At 73.6% G+C, this 15,784-nt stretch carries 17 protein-coding genes and 1 tRNA gene; 5 read left to right on the top strand and 13 right to left on the bottom strand.

Annotation, left to right across the window (positions count from 1 at the left end; all coding sequences use genetic code 11):
• Nucleotides 1-116: 116 nt before the first annotated feature.
• The 4 genes from ACFFJG_RS06050 to ACFFJG_RS06035 are packed head-to-tail and all read right to left on the bottom strand — an operon-like array spanning nucleotide 117 to nucleotide 3,584.
• On the bottom strand, nucleotides 117-689 hold the full coding sequence (locus ACFFJG_RS06050; RefSeq protein ID WP_378517698.1) for a hypothetical protein: 573 nt from the start codon (nucleotides 687-689) through the stop codon (nucleotides 117-119).
• On the bottom strand, nucleotides 686-1,819 hold the full coding sequence (locus ACFFJG_RS06045) for an ATP-dependent DNA ligase (protein WP_378517697.1): 1,134 nt from the start codon (nucleotides 1,817-1,819) through the stop codon (nucleotides 686-688). The genes ACFFJG_RS06050 and ACFFJG_RS06045 overlap by 4 nt, the downstream gene beginning before the upstream one ends.
• Nucleotides 1,820-1,854: 35 nt before the next feature.
• The gene (gene codB / locus ACFFJG_RS06040; RefSeq protein ID WP_378517696.1) at nucleotides 1,855-3,129 is read right to left on the bottom strand and encodes a cytosine permease; all 1,275 of its coding nucleotides are present in this window, start codon (nucleotides 3,127-3,129) and stop codon (nucleotides 1,855-1,857) included.
• On the bottom strand, nucleotides 3,126-3,584 hold the full coding sequence (locus tag ACFFJG_RS06035) for a nucleoside deaminase (RefSeq protein WP_378517695.1): 459 nt from the start codon (nucleotides 3,582-3,584) through the stop codon (nucleotides 3,126-3,128). The genes codB and ACFFJG_RS06035 overlap by 4 nt, the downstream gene beginning before the upstream one ends.
• A 149-nt stretch (nucleotides 3,585-3,733) precedes the next feature.
• On the opposite strand from ACFFJG_RS06035, the gene ACFFJG_RS06030 reads away from it, so the two are divergent.
• Nucleotides 3,734-5,263: a PucR family transcriptional regulator gene (locus ACFFJG_RS06030; protein WP_378517694.1), complete on the top strand. Its 1,530-nt coding sequence runs from the start codon at nucleotides 3,734-3,736 to the stop codon at nucleotides 5,261-5,263.
• A gap of 10 nt (nucleotides 5,264-5,273) precedes the next feature.
• On the opposite strand, the gene ACFFJG_RS06025 is transcribed toward ACFFJG_RS06030, so the two are convergent.
• The 4 genes from ACFFJG_RS06025 to ACFFJG_RS06010 are packed head-to-tail and all read right to left on the bottom strand — an operon-like array spanning nucleotide 5,274 to nucleotide 8,698.
• Nucleotides 5,274-5,975, bottom strand: a complete 702-nt coding sequence (locus tag ACFFJG_RS06025; protein ID WP_378517693.1) for an ABC transporter permease — start codon at nucleotides 5,973-5,975, stop codon at nucleotides 5,274-5,276.
• A complete protein-coding gene (locus ACFFJG_RS06020) occupies nucleotides 5,972-6,883 on the bottom strand; it encodes an ABC transporter ATP-binding protein (protein WP_378517692.1) in 912 nt (303 codons plus the stop codon). The genes ACFFJG_RS06025 and ACFFJG_RS06020 overlap by 4 nt, the downstream gene beginning before the upstream one ends.
• A complete protein-coding gene (locus tag ACFFJG_RS06015; protein ID WP_378517691.1) occupies nucleotides 6,880-7,764 on the bottom strand; it encodes an ABC transporter permease in 885 nt (294 codons plus the stop codon). Before ACFFJG_RS06015 ends, ACFFJG_RS06020 begins: the two co-directional genes overlap by 4 nt.
• On the bottom strand, nucleotides 7,757-8,698 hold the full coding sequence (locus ACFFJG_RS06010) for an ABC transporter ATP-binding protein (protein ID WP_378519457.1): 942 nt from the start codon (nucleotides 8,696-8,698) through the stop codon (nucleotides 7,757-7,759). The genes ACFFJG_RS06015 and ACFFJG_RS06010 overlap by 8 nt, the downstream gene beginning before the upstream one ends.
• A gap of 199 nt (nucleotides 8,699-8,897) precedes the next feature.
• Here ACFFJG_RS06010 and ACFFJG_RS06005 point away from each other — a divergent pair, with 199 nt between their 5' ends.
• Nucleotides 8,898-9,623 carry a hypothetical protein gene (locus ACFFJG_RS06005; protein WP_378517690.1) on the top strand — a complete coding sequence of 242 codons (726 nt, stop codon included), beginning with the start codon at nucleotides 8,898-8,900 and terminating at the stop codon, nucleotides 9,621-9,623.
• A gap of 101 nt (nucleotides 9,624-9,724) precedes the next feature.
• Nucleotides 9,725-9,806: transfer RNA gene (locus ACFFJG_RS06000), tRNA-Gln, on the top strand.
• 2 nt (nucleotides 9,807-9,808) lie between these two features.
• Here the strand turns inward: ACFFJG_RS06000 and ACFFJG_RS05995 are convergent.
• Nucleotides 9,809-10,924 (bottom strand): fatty acid desaturase family protein, encoded by a 1,116-nt coding sequence (locus ACFFJG_RS05995; protein ID WP_378517689.1) that lies wholly within the window; start codon nucleotides 10,922-10,924, stop codon nucleotides 9,809-9,811.
• A gap of 74 nt (nucleotides 10,925-10,998) precedes the next feature.
• Here ACFFJG_RS05995 and ACFFJG_RS05990 point away from each other — a divergent pair, with 74 nt between their 5' ends.
• The gene (locus tag ACFFJG_RS05990; RefSeq protein ID WP_378517688.1) at nucleotides 10,999-12,081 is read left to right on the top strand and encodes a spore photoproduct lyase family protein; all 1,083 of its coding nucleotides are present in this window, start codon (nucleotides 10,999-11,001) and stop codon (nucleotides 12,079-12,081) included.
• A 4-nt stretch (nucleotides 12,082-12,085) separates the two neighbouring features.
• On the opposite strand, the gene ACFFJG_RS05985 is transcribed toward ACFFJG_RS05990, so the two are convergent.
• Entirely contained in the window at nucleotides 12,086-12,718 is a 633-nt protein-coding gene (locus ACFFJG_RS05985; protein WP_378517687.1) for an SGNH/GDSL hydrolase family protein, read from the bottom strand.
• 71 nt (nucleotides 12,719-12,789) lie between these two features.
• Between ACFFJG_RS05985 and ACFFJG_RS05980 the strand changes: the two genes are divergently transcribed.
• Nucleotides 12,790-13,167: a hypothetical protein gene (locus tag ACFFJG_RS05980; RefSeq protein WP_378517686.1), complete on the top strand. Its 378-nt coding sequence runs from the start codon at nucleotides 12,790-12,792 to the stop codon at nucleotides 13,165-13,167.
• A gap of 22 nt (nucleotides 13,168-13,189) precedes the next feature.
• On the opposite strand, the gene ACFFJG_RS05975 is transcribed toward ACFFJG_RS05980, so the two are convergent.
• The 3 genes from ACFFJG_RS05975 to ACFFJG_RS05965 are packed head-to-tail and all read right to left on the bottom strand — an operon-like array spanning nucleotide 13,190 to nucleotide 15,741.
• Entirely contained in the window at nucleotides 13,190-13,969 is a 780-nt protein-coding gene (locus ACFFJG_RS05975; RefSeq protein WP_378517685.1) for a hypothetical protein, read from the bottom strand.
• A 57-nt stretch (nucleotides 13,970-14,026) separates the two neighbouring features.
• Complete coding sequence (locus ACFFJG_RS05970) at nucleotides 14,027-14,905, bottom strand: alpha/beta fold hydrolase (RefSeq protein ID WP_378517684.1); 879 nt, start codon at nucleotides 14,903-14,905, stop codon at nucleotides 14,027-14,029.
• Nucleotides 14,902-15,741, bottom strand: coding sequence for an SDR family NAD(P)-dependent oxidoreductase (locus ACFFJG_RS05965; protein WP_378517683.1), 840 nt, complete (start codon nucleotides 15,739-15,741; stop codon nucleotides 14,902-14,904). Before ACFFJG_RS05965 ends, ACFFJG_RS05970 begins: the two co-directional genes overlap by 4 nt.
• Nucleotides 15,742-15,784 lie beyond the last annotated feature (43 nt).

Here is a 15,784-nt window from a genome sequence, read left to right as displayed (position 1 = left end):
GTGCAGATGCGTCAGCTCGGCACCCGTCCTGCGTGCAGATGCGTCAGCTCGGCACCCGTCCTGTGTGCAGACGCGTCAGCTCGGCACCCGTCCTGCGTGCAGATGCGTCAGCTCGGTCAGAGGCCGGTGACGCCCTCGCCCTGGCCGGAGGCCTGCTCGTCGAAGTTCTCGTGCTCGATGAGGTGGAGGACGGGGACGCCGAGCTTGCGGCGGGCGCGGGAGGTCCAGTCGAGGTGGAAGAACTCCGCCACGACGTGGGAGCGGGTGAGGATGATCGCCTCGCGCGCGTCGACCGAGGAGACCATCGCGGCCAGCGCCTCGACGGGCGGCTCGGAGGTGACCAGCCCGCGGGCGGTGCCGCCGGCGGCCTCGAGCGCGGCGAGGGTGGTCGTGAGGTCGGCGTGGGAGTGGTCGGCGCACTCCTTGCGCAGCGCCTCGATGTCGACGTCGTTCATCGCCAGCGCCGGCGCGGCCATCAGGTCGCCGGTGCCGAGGGTGCCGAGCGAGGCCTCGACGCGGGCGGCGGCGTCCTCGAGCGGCAGGAGGACGTGGTAGACGACCGGGTCCTCGATCTCGGCGTGCAGCGAGCGCACCTGCGCGGCGTCGGCGGCGCTCAGGGCCTGCTCGACCAGGAGGACCACGTCGTAGGTGCCCTGCCCGTCGTGGATGCTGTCGTGGGTCTCGCTCATCGGTGGCCTCCGGGTGTGTGTGCCGAGTCGGTGCTGAGGATCCTGGTCAGGTCGTAGCCGGCGGGCTCCTCGAGCTGGTCGTAGCCACAGCTCTCGGGGTCGCGGTCGTCGCGCCAGCGCTTGAAGTGGGCGGTGTGCCGGAAGCGCCGGCCCTCCATGTGGTCGTACTTCACCTCCAGCACCCGCTCGGGGCGCAGGGCGGTGAAGCCGAGGTCCTTGCCGGCGCTCCAGCGGCTCTGGGTGCCGGGGATCCGGTCGGGGTTGGCGGTGAGGAACTCGTTCCACCGGCCCCAGGGGTGCTCGGTGACGTCGCAGACCAGGGGCTGGAGCTCGTGCCACAGCGACGCGCGCCTCGCGGCGGTGAAGCTGGCCGACACCCCGATGTGCTGGAGCTCGCCGTCGTCGTCGTAGAGCCCGAGGAGCAGCGAGCCGATCAGCGGCTGCTCGGGGGTGGAGGTCTTGTGCTCGCGGTAGCCGGCGAGCACGACGTCGGCGGTGCGCTCGTGCTTGATCTTGAACATCGTGCGCTTGTTGGGCTCGTACGCCGCTCCGAGCGGCTTGGCGACGACCCCGTCGAGGCCGGCTCCCTCGAACTCGGAGAACCAGCGCTCGGCCTCGGCCGGGTCCTCGGTGGTGCGGGTGAGGAAGCAGGGCCCGGTGCCGTCGAGGTGGCCGAGGGCCTCGACCAGGGCGGCCCGGCGCTCGGAGAACGGGCGGTCGAGGAAGGAGTCGTCGCCCAGCGCCAGGAGGTCGAAGGCGACGAAGCCGGCAGGCGTCTCCGCGGCCAGCTTGTCGACGCGGCTCGCGGCGGGGTGGATGCGCTCCTGCAGGGTCTCGAACTCCAGCCGCCAGCCGGCCGGACCCTCCAGGCCGACGAAGATCTCGCCGTCCAGCACGACGCGGTCGGGCAGCTGCCTGCGGCACGCCTCCACGACCTCGGGGAAGTAGCGGGTCAGCGGCTTGGTGTTGCGGCTGGCCAGCTCGACCTCGTCGCCGTCCTTGAAGACCAGGCAGCGGAAGCCGTCCCACTTCGGCTCGAAGCTCAGCCCGCCGTGCTTCGCGGGATCGGGCACGCCGCTGACGCTCTTGGCCAGCATCGGCTGCACCGGCGGCATCACGGGGAGGTCCACGAGTCCACCCTAGGGTGCCGCCGGCCGGAGCGCCGTCAGCCGGTGCGCACGGACTGACGGCGGCCGAGGACGAGGGCGAGCACCAGGGCCACCGTCACGCCGATCACGGGAGGCACGAAGAAGCCGGTCTCGTGGGCGATCCAGGCCAGCAGGCTCGCCAGCGCGTAGATCCCCAGGTTGGTCCAGTGGACCGCCTCGAGCGGGTGCCCCTCCGGCATCCCGTCGCGCCAGCGGGCGAGGTAGTCGCCGATGATCACCCCGCCGAGGGGCGGGATGAACACCCCGAGCAGCACGAGGTAGTCCACGAGGTGGTTCTGCACCCCGGCCAGCGCCAGGGCGGTGCCGACGACGGAGCCGCCGACGACGAAGGGCAGCTTCGACGGCTTCTCGAACAGCTCGGCGCCGGCCACGCCGAAGGCGTACGCCGTGTCGGCGTTGGACTTCCAGAGGTTGCCGAACAGGAGGAACAGGCCCCACCCGACGAGACCGAGGTTGTAGAGCACCAGGACGAAGTCGCCCTCCCCGAAGGTCATCGCGCCGGTGGCGCCGAAGAAGATCATCAGGCCGTTGCCCACCAGGAAGCCGATGGCGCACGCCAGCACGGCCTGGCCGCCGGTGCGGGCGAAGCGCGTCCAGTTCGGCGCCTGGGTCCCGGCGGACACGAACGTGCCGACGACGGTGGTGATGGCGACGGACCACGTCATGCTCGCGTCGGGCTCGAGCGCGGCCAGTCCGGACCAGCCGCCGACCTCCTCCAGCGAGCGCAGCAGCACCCAGAAGGCGAGCACGAGGATCAGGGGCGTGGAGATGGCCGAGACCCAGAACATGCCGCGGTAGCCGTAGCAGGCGGTGAGGCACATCAGCACGCTGGCCAGGACCATCACCGCCGCCCGCGAGGGGTACGACGTCCAGTCGAGGGCCTGCGCGGTGAGGTCGCCGATCGTTCCGATGACCACGCCGTACCACCCGATCTGGGTGCCGCCGAGCAGCACGGAGGCGAGCTTGGCACCGCGCTGGCCGAGCACGTAGCGGGACATGACGACGGTCGTGAGCCCGGTGCGCGCACCGATCCAGCCGAGCACGGCGACGTACACGCCGAGGACGAGGGAGCCGAGCAGGATGACCTGCACCAGCTTGGAGAGGGTGAACGCCGCTCCCAGCTGGGCTCCGGCGAGCATGGTCGGGGTGAAGACGGTGAAGCCGAGGAGCACGACGGCGAGCGACAGGAAGCTCTTGCGGGCGTGCGACGGCACCGGCGTGACGGGGTAGTCGGGGTCGACGACCTCGGTCGACGCGGTCGTGGTGCTCATCCCTCCTCCCCGATGTCCTCGGCCCACAGCTCGGGCTTCTGCGCGATCATCGTGTCCATCAACGCCTTGCAGGTCGGGTCGTCGGCGACCACGAGCTCGACCCCGCGCGACGCCAGCCAGGACTCGGAGGCCTCGAAGGTGCGGTTCTCCCCGATCACGATGCGCGGGATGTCGTAGAGCACCGAGGTGCCGGCGCACATGAAGCAGGGCGAAAGGGTCGTGTAGAGGGTGCTGGCGCGGTAGACCCGGGCCGGCAGCCGGCCGGCGTTCTCGATGCAGTCGGTCTCGCCGTGGCGGATCGCCGATCCCATCTGCACCCGGCGGTTGCGGCCGACGGCCAGCACCTCGCCGTCGTGCACGAGCGCGGCGCCGATGGGGATGCCGCCCTCCTCCCACCCGGTCCGCGCCTGCTCGATCGCGAGGTCGAGGAAGGTCTGCTCTGCTGCGTCGATCATCCGTGTGGCCCTTCGTCCGGTGCTGCCGTCCCGCGTGCAGCGGTGTGTGCCCGCTCACACCACCAGAAGCCCGTGTGCCTCGACAACGGACGTTGCGTCCGGCAAAGGACGCTAATGTGCGGACACATCGTCCGCCTCTGGAGGCTTCCGTGCTGATCCCGCTGCCCGAGGTCCTGACCCTCCCGTCGTTCCGGGCGGCCGGGGTGCGGGTCCTGGCCGGCGACCCGTCGTCGGTCACCGTGCGGTGGGTGCACTCCTCGGAGGTGTTCGAGATGGGCGGGCTGCTCGCCGGTGGCGAGGTGCTGCTGACGACCGGTCTGGGCCTGCACGGCCGCACCCCCGAGCACCTCATGGCGTACGTCGACCAGCTCGCGGACGCCGGGCTCGCCGCCCTCGCGCTCGAGCTCGGACGCACGTTCTTCGACGTGCCGGCCCCGATCGTCCAGGCGGCCTCGCGGCGTGGGCTCGTCGTCCTCGGACTGACGCAGGTCGTGCCGTTCGAGCGGATGGTGGAGGACTTCCACGAGCTGGTCGTGCGACGCCGGGCGCACGCCGGGGGCGGTGCCGCGTGGGGCGACCTGGCCCAGGTGGTGGTCGACGGCCGCGGGCTCCGGGCCCTGCTCGACGAGGTCTCGCGCGCCGCCGGCTGCGAGGTCGAGCTGCGCGACCGCGACGACCAGCTCGTCGAGCGCAGCTCGATCACCTCGGTCGTCGAGGACGCGCGCGTCTCCGAGCCGGTGCGGGGCCCGACCGGCGTGGTCGCGACGCTGCACCTGCTCGGCGGGCCGACCCGGCAGCGCCGTCGGGTCGCCGGTCAGGCCGCCGTCGCCGTCGCGCTCGAGCTCGGGCGCGCCGGGTCGCTGGGGCAGCGCCCGAGCCCCGGCCAGTCGCTCGTGTCCGACCTGTGCGCCGCTGCGCCGATGTCCGGGACCGAGGTGACCGACCGCCTGGCAGACCTGGGCTGGCCGGCGCCCGACGGTCGCGGCTGGCAGCCGCTGGCGCTCGCGGTCGGGCCGGGGACGGCGCTGACGGACGTGGTGCCCGCGCTCGAGGGGGCGCTCCGCACGGTGTCGGCGCCCGTGCTCGCCGGGATCGCCGGCAGCCGGGTGGTGGCCGTCGTGCGCGCCTGGTCGCGGCCGGGCCAGGCGCGGGAGGCCCTCGCCGCTGCGCACGCGGACCTGCGCCTGCGTCTCGACAGGGACGGCGCCCACGCCGCGACCCTGCTGGTCGCCGGCCCCGCGGTCCTCGACGCGGCCGACCTGGGGACGGCGCTCGGGACGGCACGGGAGCTGCTCGAGCTCGCACGACGCACCGGCCGGCGCGAGGGCGCCGTGCTCGCCCGCGACCTGGCCGCCCCGCACCTGCTCGCCGCGGCCGGGTCGAGCACCTGGTCGGCGCTGGCCGAGGAGCAGGTCGGGGCCCTCATCGCCCACGACAGCCGGCACCGGTCGGAGCTGTTGCGCACGCTCGACACGTACCTGACGCTCGGCACGTCGAAGGCGGCCGCCGCGACGGCGCTCGGCATCCGACGCCAGTCGCTCTACGACCGCCTGGAGCGGATCGAGCGGCTGCTGGGGGTGGAGATCGACGACGCGGACCAGCAGCTCGGCCTCCGGCTCGGGGTGCTCGCCTGGCGGCTGCGCACCGGGATCGACCCGGGGGTGGGGTTCGGCGGGTGAGCCGCGGCGCTCAGTCCTCGCCCTTGAGGCTGAACGACCGCAGCCGGTCGCCGGCGAACCACACGCCCACGACCGTCACCAGCGCGCTGGCGACGATCGCGTAGGGGAGGCTCGCCGGGTCGGGCAGCTGGTCGGACAGGGCATGGCCGATGCGCAGGCCCCATTGCCCGATGCTCAGCCAGGCGATGCCGGTGAACAGGTTGCCCAGCAGGCTCTCCCAGATCAGCACGAACATCAGGCAGGCGATCACGGCGTGGCGGGTGACCGCGGAGATCGCCACGAACAGCGCGGAGTACGCCGTCCCGGCCACGGCCGCGCCGACGAACAGCGCCACCGCCCGGCCGGGGTCGCCGGTGATCAGCGCCGCGAGCAGGATCCCGAGCGCGCCCGCGACGAGCGTCGCGGCGACGGCGACCAGCCACTTGCTCAGCGCGACGCCGTAGCGGTTCACCGGCTTCGACAGCAGGTAGACGATCGAGCCGTCGTCGACCTCCGGGCCGAGCACCGACGAGGCGGCGAGGATCGCGACCAGCGGCAGGACGAGCGGGTAGCCCAGGCCGGGGAGCAGCTCGTAGGCCGCGTCGCCATCGGCGAGCGCGGCGACCAGCGCCACCAGCCCGACCAGAAGGACCGGGAAGGCCAGCAGCAGGTAGAAGCGCCGGCGCCCCAGCAGGGCCTGGAGCGCCAGGCGGGCGATCGTCGTGTTGATCATCGGGCCACCAGGTAGGCGAAGACGCTCTCCAGCGACTCGTCGCTGGGGGAGAGCTCGTAGACGGACAGGTCGTGGTCGCGCGCCCAGCCGGGCAGCCCGACGGCGAAGGACCCCAGGTCGGCCACCTGCACGTCGAGGCCGTCGCTGCCCAGGCTCACCGCCTGCACGGACGGTTGGGCGATGAGGACCGCTGCGAGCGCACGGTCGTCGCTGGAGCGCACGGCGTACTGGACGGGGCGGTCGGTCATCAGCCGGCGGATGGCGCCGAAGTCGCCGGAGGCGGCGTGGCGGCCGGAGACGACGACCTCGATGTGGCGGGCCAGCCGCTCGACCTCCTCGAGGATGTGCGAGGAGAACAGCACCGTTCGGCCCTCGTCGCCGAGGCGGCGCAGCAGGTCCATCAGGTGCATCCGCTGGCGCGGGTCGACGCCGTTGAACGGCTCGTCGAGCAGCAGCACCGACGGGTCGTGCACGAGTGCCGCGGCGATCTTGACGCGCTGGCGCATGCCCTTGGAGTAGGTGTCGAGGCGCCGGCCGGCGGGCTCGACCATGTCGACCACGGCCAGGATCCGCTCGGTGGCAGCGCCCGGGTCGGCGAGGCCGTGCAGGTCGGCGTTGGCGCGGACGAACTGACGGCCGGTGAGGTAGCCGAAGCTGAGCTCGCGCTCGGGCACCAGGCCGACGTGGCGGTAGGTGTCGGTGTTGCGCCAGACCGGCCGGCCGTCGAGGGTGACGTGGCCCGACGACGGCGCCAGGAAGCCCGCCATCATCGCCATCAGCGTGGTCTTGCCGGCGCCGTTGGGGCCCAGCAGGCCGGTGACGCCGGGACCGATGGTCAGCGAGACGTCGTTGACCGCGACCACGTTGCCGAACCAGCGCGAGGCCTTGTCGAGGACGAGCGTGCTCATCGCGAGGCCACCTTCCGAAAGCGGGCGACCAGCCCGAGCAGGCAGCCGGCCGAGAGCAGGAGCGCGACGAGGACGTAGGCCAGCACCCAGGCGCCCTCGGGAGGCGTGAACGTCACGTTGCCGGCGTCCCAGGCGTCACCGAGCCCGTTGTAGAGCGACCAGGGCGAGAACAGGCCGACGGCCACCCCGACGGCGTCGGCGTCGCGCGAGCCGGCGATCGCCCCGACGCCGGTGACCACGCCGGCCACCACGACGAGGGCGAGGATCGAGCCCACCACCGCGAAGCCGCGGCGCAGCGACACCGACGAGATCAGCCCGGTGATGCCGGCGACGAGGGCGGCGAGGAGGAGGTGGAGGACGAGCGCCTTGAGCAGGTCCTGGGTCTGCTCGCTGCGGTCGAGGCCGGCGAGCAGCGCGCCGAGGTAGAGCAGGAGCGTGGGGATCCACAGGAACACCAGCAGCGCCACGGTGAGCGAGAGCCAGCGCACGACGGCGAAGACCGACGACGACAGCGGCCGGGCGAGGTAGAGCACGATCGAGCGGTGGCGCAGGTCGCGGGAGAACAGCACCGGCGCCTGCGCGGCGGCGAACAGGCTGACCAGCAGCTGCACCTGGGAGGTGTAGCCCGCGTAGGTCACCGGCAGCCGCCCGATCCCGGTGAGCACCACGACGCCGACCACGATCACCGCCGGCGCGCTCGCCATGCCGAGCAGGACGAACGGCATCACCTTGGACTTGCCGGAGCGGCCGAAGCCGTAGGCGTGGCGCAGGCCGGTGGTGAAGAGGGTGCGGGCGATGGCCCCGGTGCCCTCGCGCGCCCCGTCGTAGTGGCGGTAGCCGAGGTCGTGGATGACGCCGGTGCGGGTCGTCGGCTCAGGCACGGGGCGCCCCTTCCATGAAGACGTCCTCGAGGTGGCCGCGGTCGGGCTCGAGCCGCATCAGGCCGAGCCCGAGCTCGGCGGCGAGGTCGCGCACCAGGTCGTGGACCGCGACGTCGGAGGCCGGAGGGTCGATGGCGACCATCGTGCCGCGGGGCCGGCAGGTCAGGCCGCGCTGCGCGAGGGCCTGGCCGAGCCGGTCGCGCTCGGTCTCGGTGCCGACGACCTCGACCAGCATCCGTCCGGTCCGGCGCAGGAAGTCGCCGGTGGCGCTGGAGCGCAGCAGGTGGCCGCCGTCGAGGACGATGACGTGGTCGCTGACCCGCTCGAGCTCGCCGAGCAGGTGGGACGTCACCAGGACCGCGATGCCGAAGTCGGTGCCGATGCGCTGCACCAGGCGCAGCATGTCGGTGCGGGCGGCCGGGTCGAGGCCGTTGGTCGGCTCGTCGAGGAAGACGAGCCGCGGGTCGTGCACCAGCGCCTGGGCGAGCTTGGCGCGCTGCTTCATGCCGGTGGAGTAGCCGCCCATCGGCCGGTAGCGCTCCTCCTCGAGCCCGACGTGGCGCAGCACGTCGGCGGCGCGTTCGCGCGCGGCGGAGGCGCCGAGCCCCGACATCCGCGCCATGTGGACGACGAAGTCGCTGGCACTGGTGTCGGGCGGGAGGCAGTCGTGCTCGGGCATGTAGCCCACGAGCCGGCGGATGTCGTGGCTGTCGTGCTCGATGTCGTGACCGAGCACGCTCGCCCGGCCGGAGGTCGGCTCGAGCAGCCCCAGCAGGATCTTGATCAACGTCGACTTGCCAGCGCCGTTGGCGCCGACGAGGCCGGTCACGCCCGCGCCGACCTCGACCGTGAGGTCGGTCAGCGCGTGGACGGTCCCGTAGTGCTTGGTGAGGCCCGCGGTCGAGATGACCGGTGGCCCGGCGAGGTCCCCCATCACGTCGGCCACGCTAGCGGTCGGGACCGACGCGGGGCATCGGGGATGCCCCGGACCCGTGTGGAGGTCTCGTGCAGATCGAGCTGGGGACCGAGCTGGGGACCGGCCCGTCCCCAGTCCTGGGTACGTCCGCGCAGCACGTCCTGGCGGCGCGCAGGTCGTGCTATGCCGGTCTGATCACCACCCCCGGGAGGCAGCCATGCGCAGGATCGTGGTCGGCAGCGTGTTCCTCGTCCTCACCGCGGTGCTGCTGGGCGCGGCGCCCGGCACCGCCGGTGACCCGCCGGGGGAGGTGCGCGTGCAGGGACGGGCGTACGAGGGGCAGTTCAACACCTTCCGCGGCACCCTGCGCCTCACCTGCGCACCCGGTCTCCGGGTCGCCGCCCTGGGCCTGACCTTCGTGCAGGACTTCACCTCGCCCGAGAGCCTGCAGGCGACGACGCCGACGTGCGACGGCGCCTGGCACGTGGTGCCCTACGCCAGCTACGAGGGGTTCCACCCTGGCCGCGCGACCGTGCAGGTGCGGATGGCGCTCGTCGACGCCGCCACCGGCGCACCGGCCGGTGAGGTGACGACCGGCGGCAGCGTCTACGTGCGCCCGGGCGCACGCGTGCTGCTGCCCCGCTGGGTCGACCACGAGCGCGGCACGATCCGCGCCCGTGTCGCCGGCCGGTGCGACGAGCCGTGGGTGCTGCAGGACTTCTTCGTCGCCGCCAGCCAGGACGAGGGGTTCACCTTCGCCTCCACCCACCTCGACATCCCCTGCGACGGCGAGTGGCACGCCCGCACCGCCGTCCTCACCGCGACGTCGGGCAGCCTCCACCGAGGGCGGGTCTACCTCGACGGCCACATCGCCACCCTCGACGCGGTCAACTTCGACCCGGCCGTGTTCGCGACGGCCGGTCGCTGGGCGTGGGCGGGCTGAGCCCTGGGCTGGCTGAGCCCTGGGCTTGGGCGCCTGTCCCCGGTTGGTCTGCCGGCCGATGGGCAGCCCCGCCCGAGGCGGGCCCTAGGCTTGGGCGCCTATCCCCGGTTGGTCTGCCGGCAGGGCCCGCCTGACTTTGAATCAGGACTAGCGACGTAGGTTCGACTCCTACCCGGGGAGCCAGGTCAGCGCCTGCGCGGCGGCACGGAGAGCCGGACGACCTTGTGCCACGCGCTGGCCACCTGTCGCCACAGCGGGGCGCTGCTGTAGGTCAGCCCGTGCCGGTCGAAGAGCTCGCGGACGGGCCCGGCGATCTCGGCGTACCGGTTGGACGGCAGGTCCGGGAACAGGTGGTGCTCCACCTGGTGCGACAGGTTGCCGCAGAGCACGTGCAGCAGCCACGGGCCCGATACGTCGGCGGAGCCGAGCATCTGGCGGACGTACCACCGCCCGCGCGTCTCGTCCTCGTCGAGCTCGGCCACCTCGAAGGTCTGCACGCCCTCGGGGAAGTGGCCGCACATGATGACCGAGTGGCTCCACACGTTGCGGGCGAGGTTGGCGACGAGGTTGGCCGTCGCCGTCGTGCGCGCCGAGCCCGTGGGCAGCGAGAGCAGGGGGTGGAGCACGTAGTCGCGCAGCGCGTTGCGCCCGGCGCGTCGCGCCGTCGTCGCGAGCTCGCCGCGCAGCTGGGGCGAGAGGCCGCGCCGGTTGCGGAGCGTGTCGCCCAGGTCGAGGTCGTACATCGCGATGCCGTACTCGAAGAGGCACGCGTTGAGCAGGTTCCACAGCGGCTGGACGAGGTGGCGCGGCTGCCACTCCTGGGCCTCGTCGACGCGCAGGATGCCGTAGCCGAGGTCGTTGTCCTTGCCCAGCACGTTGGTGTTGACGTGGTGGCGGTCGTTGTGGGCTCGCCGCCACTGCTCCGGCGCGGAGGCGTGGTCCCAGTCCCAGGTCGAGGAGTGGATCCTCGGGTCGCGCATCCAGTCCCACTGCCCGTGCAGGACGTTGTGGCCGATCTCCATGTTGTCGAGCACCTTCGACAGCGTCAGGGCCGCCGTGCCGAGCCACCACGCGCCGCGGTGGCGGCTCCCGAGCAGCACCGCGCGTCCGCCCACCTCGAGGCAGCGCTGCACGGCGATGAGGCGTCGGACGTACGCCGCGTCGCGGGCGCCGCGGCTGGCCAGCACCTCCTCGCGCAGGGCGTCGAGGGTGCGGGCGATGTCGTCGAACTCGGCGTCGGTGAGGTCGTCGTAGGACCGCGATCGGCTCGGTGCGCCGGCGTCGCGCAGCAGGGCGGGCATCGTCCTCCGTGCCCCGTGGGGGCGCGTCCCATGCGCGCGGGTGCCGCCGCCCACCCCTGGGGCAGGATCACAGGGTGACCTCCCCGGTGCCCCCGCTCGCCGAGCGCCTGCTCGACGTGCGCCGGATCTTCCACGAGCGCGACATCGAGCGCTTCCCGCGCGCCCGCGAGGTGCTGGCGCGCTTTCCTGACGCCGAGCGCATCGAGGTCCTCTCGCACCAGGCGATCCCCAGGCTGCACGGCAACCCCGGCGCCGTCGAGGACTGGGTGCGCACCAAGCAGGAGGTGCTGGTGCTCGGTGAGAAGAAGTCGCTCGCCGCGCGGCGCAACGGCCGCTCCGCGGACTGGATCGCACCGTCGACCGCCAACGGCTGCGCGATGGCATGCGTCTACTGCTACGTCCCCCGCCGCAAGGGCTACGCCAACCCGATCACGGTCTTCGCCAACATCGAGGCGGTCCTGGGCTACCTCGAGCGGCACGCCGGACGGCAGGGCACCAAGCCCGAGCCGAACCAGTGCGACCCGGTCGACTGGGTCTACGACATCGGGGAGAACAGCGACTGCTCGGCCGACGCCCTCGTCTCCGACAACGTGCGCGACCTCGTCGACCTCTTCGCCCGGCTGCCGCACGCGAAGGCGAGCTTCGCGACCAAGCTGGTCAACCGCGACCTCCTCACGTGGGACCCGAGAGGTGGCACCCGCGTCCGGTTCAGCCTCATGCCCGAGGGACCGTCACGGCTCGTCGACGTCCGCACCTCCAAGGTCGGCGAGCGGATCGCCGCCATGGACGACTTCGTCGAGGCGGGCTACGAGGTGCACGTCAACCTCAGCCCGGTCATCGTCCACGAGACGTGGCTCGCCGAGTGGGCCGAGCTCCTCGAGCAGGTCGCCGGCGGCACCAGCGCCCGCACCCGTGCCCAGCTCGGCGCCGAGATCATCTTCCTGACCCACAACGAGGCGCTGCACGAGGTCAACCTCGGCTGGCACCCGCGCGGGGAGGACCTGCTCTGGCGCCCGGACCTGCAGGAGCCCAAGCGCAGCGGCAGCGGCCAGGTCAACGTCCGCTACCGCACCGGCTGGAAGGGCCGCTGGGTCCGCCAGCTCACCGACCTCGTCGGCGAGTTGCTCCCGGAGTGCCGCATCCGGTACGCGTTCTGAGCCGTCAGGACACGCGCCGGGCGGTCTCCTCCAGCGCCGGCAGGATCGCGTCCGCGATGACGGCGTAGCCCGCCGACGAGGGGTGGAACCGGTCGGCGGAGAACAGCGCCGCATCGGCGGCGAAGGCGTGCGAGGCCCGGCCGTCCGGGTCGGCCACCCGGCCGCCCTCGCGGCGCACGACGTCCGCCTGCCGCTGCCGCAGGTCCGCGCTGGCGCGGCGCACCGCGTCCCGCAGGAACGCCGGCACGTGCGGGACGGCCCCGAGGTCCGGCGCCGGCGCGACCACCACCTCGGCGCCTGCGCCGCGCAGCGCGCGCACGGCGTCGGCCAGGGCGCCCACGGCCATGTCGAGGGGCTCCCGGTGGGTCAGGTCGTTGGCACCGACGACGACCAGCGCCAGCGTCGGTCGCCACGCCAGCGCCGCCTCCACCTGCCCGCCCAGGTCGCGGCTGCGGGCGCCGGGCACCGCGAGCACCCGGTGCTCCACGTCGTGGCCGCGGGCCTGCAGGGCGCCCGTGAGCCGCGGCCCGAGGCGGTCGTCGGGGCGTGCGGCTCCCTGGCCCCACGCGATGGAGTCGCCGAGCAGCGCGAACCGCAGACGTGGGCCGTCTCGACGATCGGGGGGTGGCGGGTTCACGGCGGTCCGTACCCCGTCGACCTGCAGCGATGTCCCGCGGCCCGCGCGCGCCTGCCGGGTAGCGTCACGGCATGACGGTCACCGAGCTCGTGGGTGTGTACGACGCGGACGGCAGCCTGCTCGGTGAGCTCGCGTACGCCTGGGGGAAGGTGCGTGGCACCCGTCACTGCGGGCTGTGCGACATCACGCACGCCCTCGTGCGCCGCAAGCCTGAGTGGGACGCGATGGTCGCTCGGCTGCCGCTCCCGCTGCGGGTGCTGCACCTCGACGAGCTCGACGACCCGCTGCGCGAGGCCGTGCGGCGAACGGGCGCCCCGGTGGTCCTGGCCGCCGAGGGCGGGTCGTGGCGCGAGCTGGTCGGAGCAGCGGACCTCGACGCGATGGACGGCTCGGTGGACGCCTTCGAGGCGACCGTGGTCCGGCGCCTCGGGGAGGGACCCGTGCCGTGAGCGGGTGGGCGCCGGCGGCGGCCTACGCGTCGCGGTCGGGGGCGACCGGCGTGTAGGCGAACCACGCCGCGCCGGGGACCGGCCCTCGCTCGATGGCGCGCAGCAGCCCGCGGACCGACCCGCTCACGGGCGGCAGCTCCTCCCGCACGGACTTCACGAGGTCGCCCTCCCAGAAGACCAGGAACTCGTCGCGGTCGTCGCTGGACCCCGCTGCGAGCAGCTCCTCGACGTGCTCGGACAGCGAGGCGCGGTGCGTGCCGTGGCGCACCAGGAACTGCTCCCACTGCTCGGGCGTCACGACCACGACCCACCGTTCCCGGCCCGCGCGGCTGAGCACGAACCGGTCGGGTGCGACCTGCCGGACGCTGGAGGGGCCACCGAGCACCTCGAGGAGGAGGGCGTGCTGCTCGGTGCGGTCGAGCGGCACCGTGCGGCCGGCGGTCCTGCGGCGGCGGGCGTGCTCGCCCACGGCCCTCTCGGTCGCACGAGCCACGGCGGGTGCGTAGGTCGAGGGCGCTCCGTAGCCCTGCGCCTCGCGCCACTCCGCCGCGAGCGGGAGGTGGAACGTACCCGTGCGGGGGAGGTCGTGGCCCTCGGGGCCCTCGAGCCGGAAGCCGACCTCGAGCCGGCTGCCGTACGGCCCGGGAACCGCGGCGACCGACGTCACCACGAGCTCGGTCCCGAAGCCGCCGTACCGGTCGATGCGGTCGGCCCCGGTCCCGTAGGCGTCGCGCGGCTCGTCGGGGTCGAGCGGGCGGGTCAGGATCGCGAACAGCTCCCGGGCGTAGGTCTCGTCGTCCACGCCCCGATCATCGCGGACGGGCGCGAGGAGCGCCCCTCGAGCGCGCCGACGTGGTGCTCAGCCCCGCCGGCCGAGCCCGGACAGGAAGGCGCGGAAGTCGGCGGCGGCCAGCGACGGCACCTCCAGCATCGGCATGTGGCCGACCCCGGGGTAGGTCACGGTGCGCGCGCCGGCGATGCCGTCGGCCCACACCCGGGCCGTGCTCGGGTGCACCAGCCGGTCCTCCTCGCCCCACACCACCAGCGTCGGGACCCTGACCTCGCCGAGGCGCTCGTCGAGGGGGTCGACGCCGTGGAAGTCGCGGAAGATCTCCTCGAGCTGGTCGCGGCGGGCGACGTAGTCGGCGGCGACGGCGGCCCGCAGGAAGCCGGGCAGGAAGGGCGGTCGGGCCATCGTCATCGCGTAGAAGTCGGGGAAGTCGGCCACGTCGTCGAGCAGGAACGGGTTGCGCCCCTCGCGGAACGCGAGCTCGGCCTCGCTCGGCTCGGGCTGGGTGACGCCGACGGCGTCGCTGAGCAGCAGGGAGGTCACGCGGTCGGGGTGGTCGACCGCGAGCGTGGCGGCGACGAAGCCGCCCATGGAGTTGCCGGCCACGTGGGCGCGGTCGATGCCGAGGTGGTCGAGCACCGCGGCCACCCGGCGGGCCTGCGCCGGCGCGGAGTAGCCGAGCCCGGGGGTGAAGCCCGACGCCCCGTGGCCGGCGAGCTCGGGCACGACGACGCGGTGGTCCTTCAGCAGGTGGCGCGCGAAGCGGACCCACACGACGCGGTCGGCGGAGTAGCCGTGCAGCAGCACGACGGGCGGCGCGCCGGCCGGGCCGCCCTCGAGCACCGCGAGGCTCGCGTCGCCGACGTCGACGCGGCGCTCGCGCAGGCCGTACGCCCTCGCCTCGGCCTGCGTGGCCGCGGCGTAGACCCGGCCGGCGAGCGCGCTCACCTCCCGCTCCGCGAGCGCACGGCGCCGGTGACCAGGCGCTGGTAACCGGTTGGGGCCAGCCGCGCGATCGCGTCGAGGACGCGGGCGTCGGGGCCGATGAGCACGCGCCGCCTGTTCTTGCGCACGCCCTCGACGATCACCTCCGCCGCCCTGGCGGGGGTGGTGATGAAGGACTTCTCGAAGTCCTTCGTGGCAGCCTCCGCCGGCCTCCCGGTCACGCCGGCGACGCTGCGGTCGACCCGGGCCGAGCGGGCGATGTTGGTCTTGATGCCGCCCGGGTGGACGCAGGTCGCGCTGACGCAGGAGCGGGTCAGCTCGAGGTCCTGGCGCAGCGACTCGGTGAAGCCGCGCACGGCGTACTTGCTGGCGTTGTAGCCGCTCATGAGCGGCTGCGCGGTGAGGCCGAAGACACTGGAGATGTTGACGACGTGACCCTCTCCGGACGCCTCGAGGTGCGGCAGGAACGCCTTGGTGCCGTGGACGACGCCCCAGAAGTTGATGCCCATGATCCAGCGGTAGTCGTCGGTGGAGAGCGCCGCGACGGTGCCGGACAGGGCGACGCCGGCGTTGTTGACGACCAGGTTCGCGCGGCCGTGGTCGTCGACCACCGCGTCGGCCCACGCGCCGACCGCGGCCTCGTCGGCGACGTCGACGACCGCCGTGGTGACCGCGCGGGCCCGACCGGCGAGGAGTCGCTCGGTCTCGGCGAGGCCGTCGGCGGAGACGTCGGAGAGCGCGAGCCGGCAGCCCTGGTCGGCCAGGTGGAGGGCGAGCGCGCGCCCGATGCCGGAGCCGGCGCCGGTGACGGCGGCGACCTTGTCGTCGAGGTGCTTCATGGGGTGGTCCTCTCGTCGGCCGTGCTGACACGGACGAGGCGGC

It is taken from the genome of Nocardioides zeicaulis, assembly GCF_042432345.1.
Taxonomy (GTDB): Bacteria; Actinomycetota; Actinomycetes; order Propionibacteriales; family Nocardioidaceae; genus Nocardioides; species Nocardioides zeicaulis.
This window is presented reverse-complemented; position numbering and strand designations above follow the sequence as displayed.

What these genes read in the sequence shown, in the direction of transcription:
- ACFFJG_RS06050 (WP_378517698.1), bottom strand. Translation starts at nt 689, where the DNA reads ATGAGCGAGACCCACGACAGCATCCACGACGGGCAGGGCACCTACGAC.
- codB (WP_378517696.1), bottom strand. Translation starts at nt 3,129, where the DNA reads ATGAGCACCACGACCGCGTCGACCGAGGTCGTCGACCCCGACTACCCC.
- ACFFJG_RS06035 (WP_378517695.1), bottom strand. Translation starts at nt 3,584, where the DNA reads ATGATCGACGCAGCAGAGCAGACCTTCCTCGACCTCGCGATCGAGCAG.
- ACFFJG_RS06025 (WP_378517693.1), bottom strand. Translation starts at nt 5,975, where the DNA reads ATGATCAACACGACGATCGCCCGCCTGGCGCTCCAGGCCCTGCTGGGG.
- ACFFJG_RS06020 (WP_378517692.1), bottom strand. Translation starts at nt 6,883, where the DNA reads ATGAGCACGCTCGTCCTCGACAAGGCCTCGCGCTGGTTCGGCAACGTG.
- ACFFJG_RS06010 (WP_378519457.1), bottom strand. Translation starts at nt 8,698, where the DNA reads ATGGGGGACCTCGCCGGGCCACCGGTCATCTCGACCGCGGGCCTCACC.
- ACFFJG_RS06005 (WP_378517690.1), top strand. Translation starts at nt 8,898, where the DNA reads ATGCGCAGGATCGTGGTCGGCAGCGTGTTCCTCGTCCTCACCGCGGTG.
- ACFFJG_RS05995 (WP_378517689.1), bottom strand. Translation starts at nt 10,924, where the DNA reads ATGCCCGCCCTGCTGCGCGACGCCGGCGCACCGAGCCGATCGCGGTCC.
- ACFFJG_RS05980 (WP_378517686.1), top strand. Translation starts at nt 12,790, where the DNA reads ATGACGGTCACCGAGCTCGTGGGTGTGTACGACGCGGACGGCAGCCTG.
- ACFFJG_RS05965 (WP_378517683.1), bottom strand. Translation starts at nt 15,741, where the DNA reads ATGAAGCACCTCGACGACAAGGTCGCCGCCGTCACCGGCGCCGGCTCC.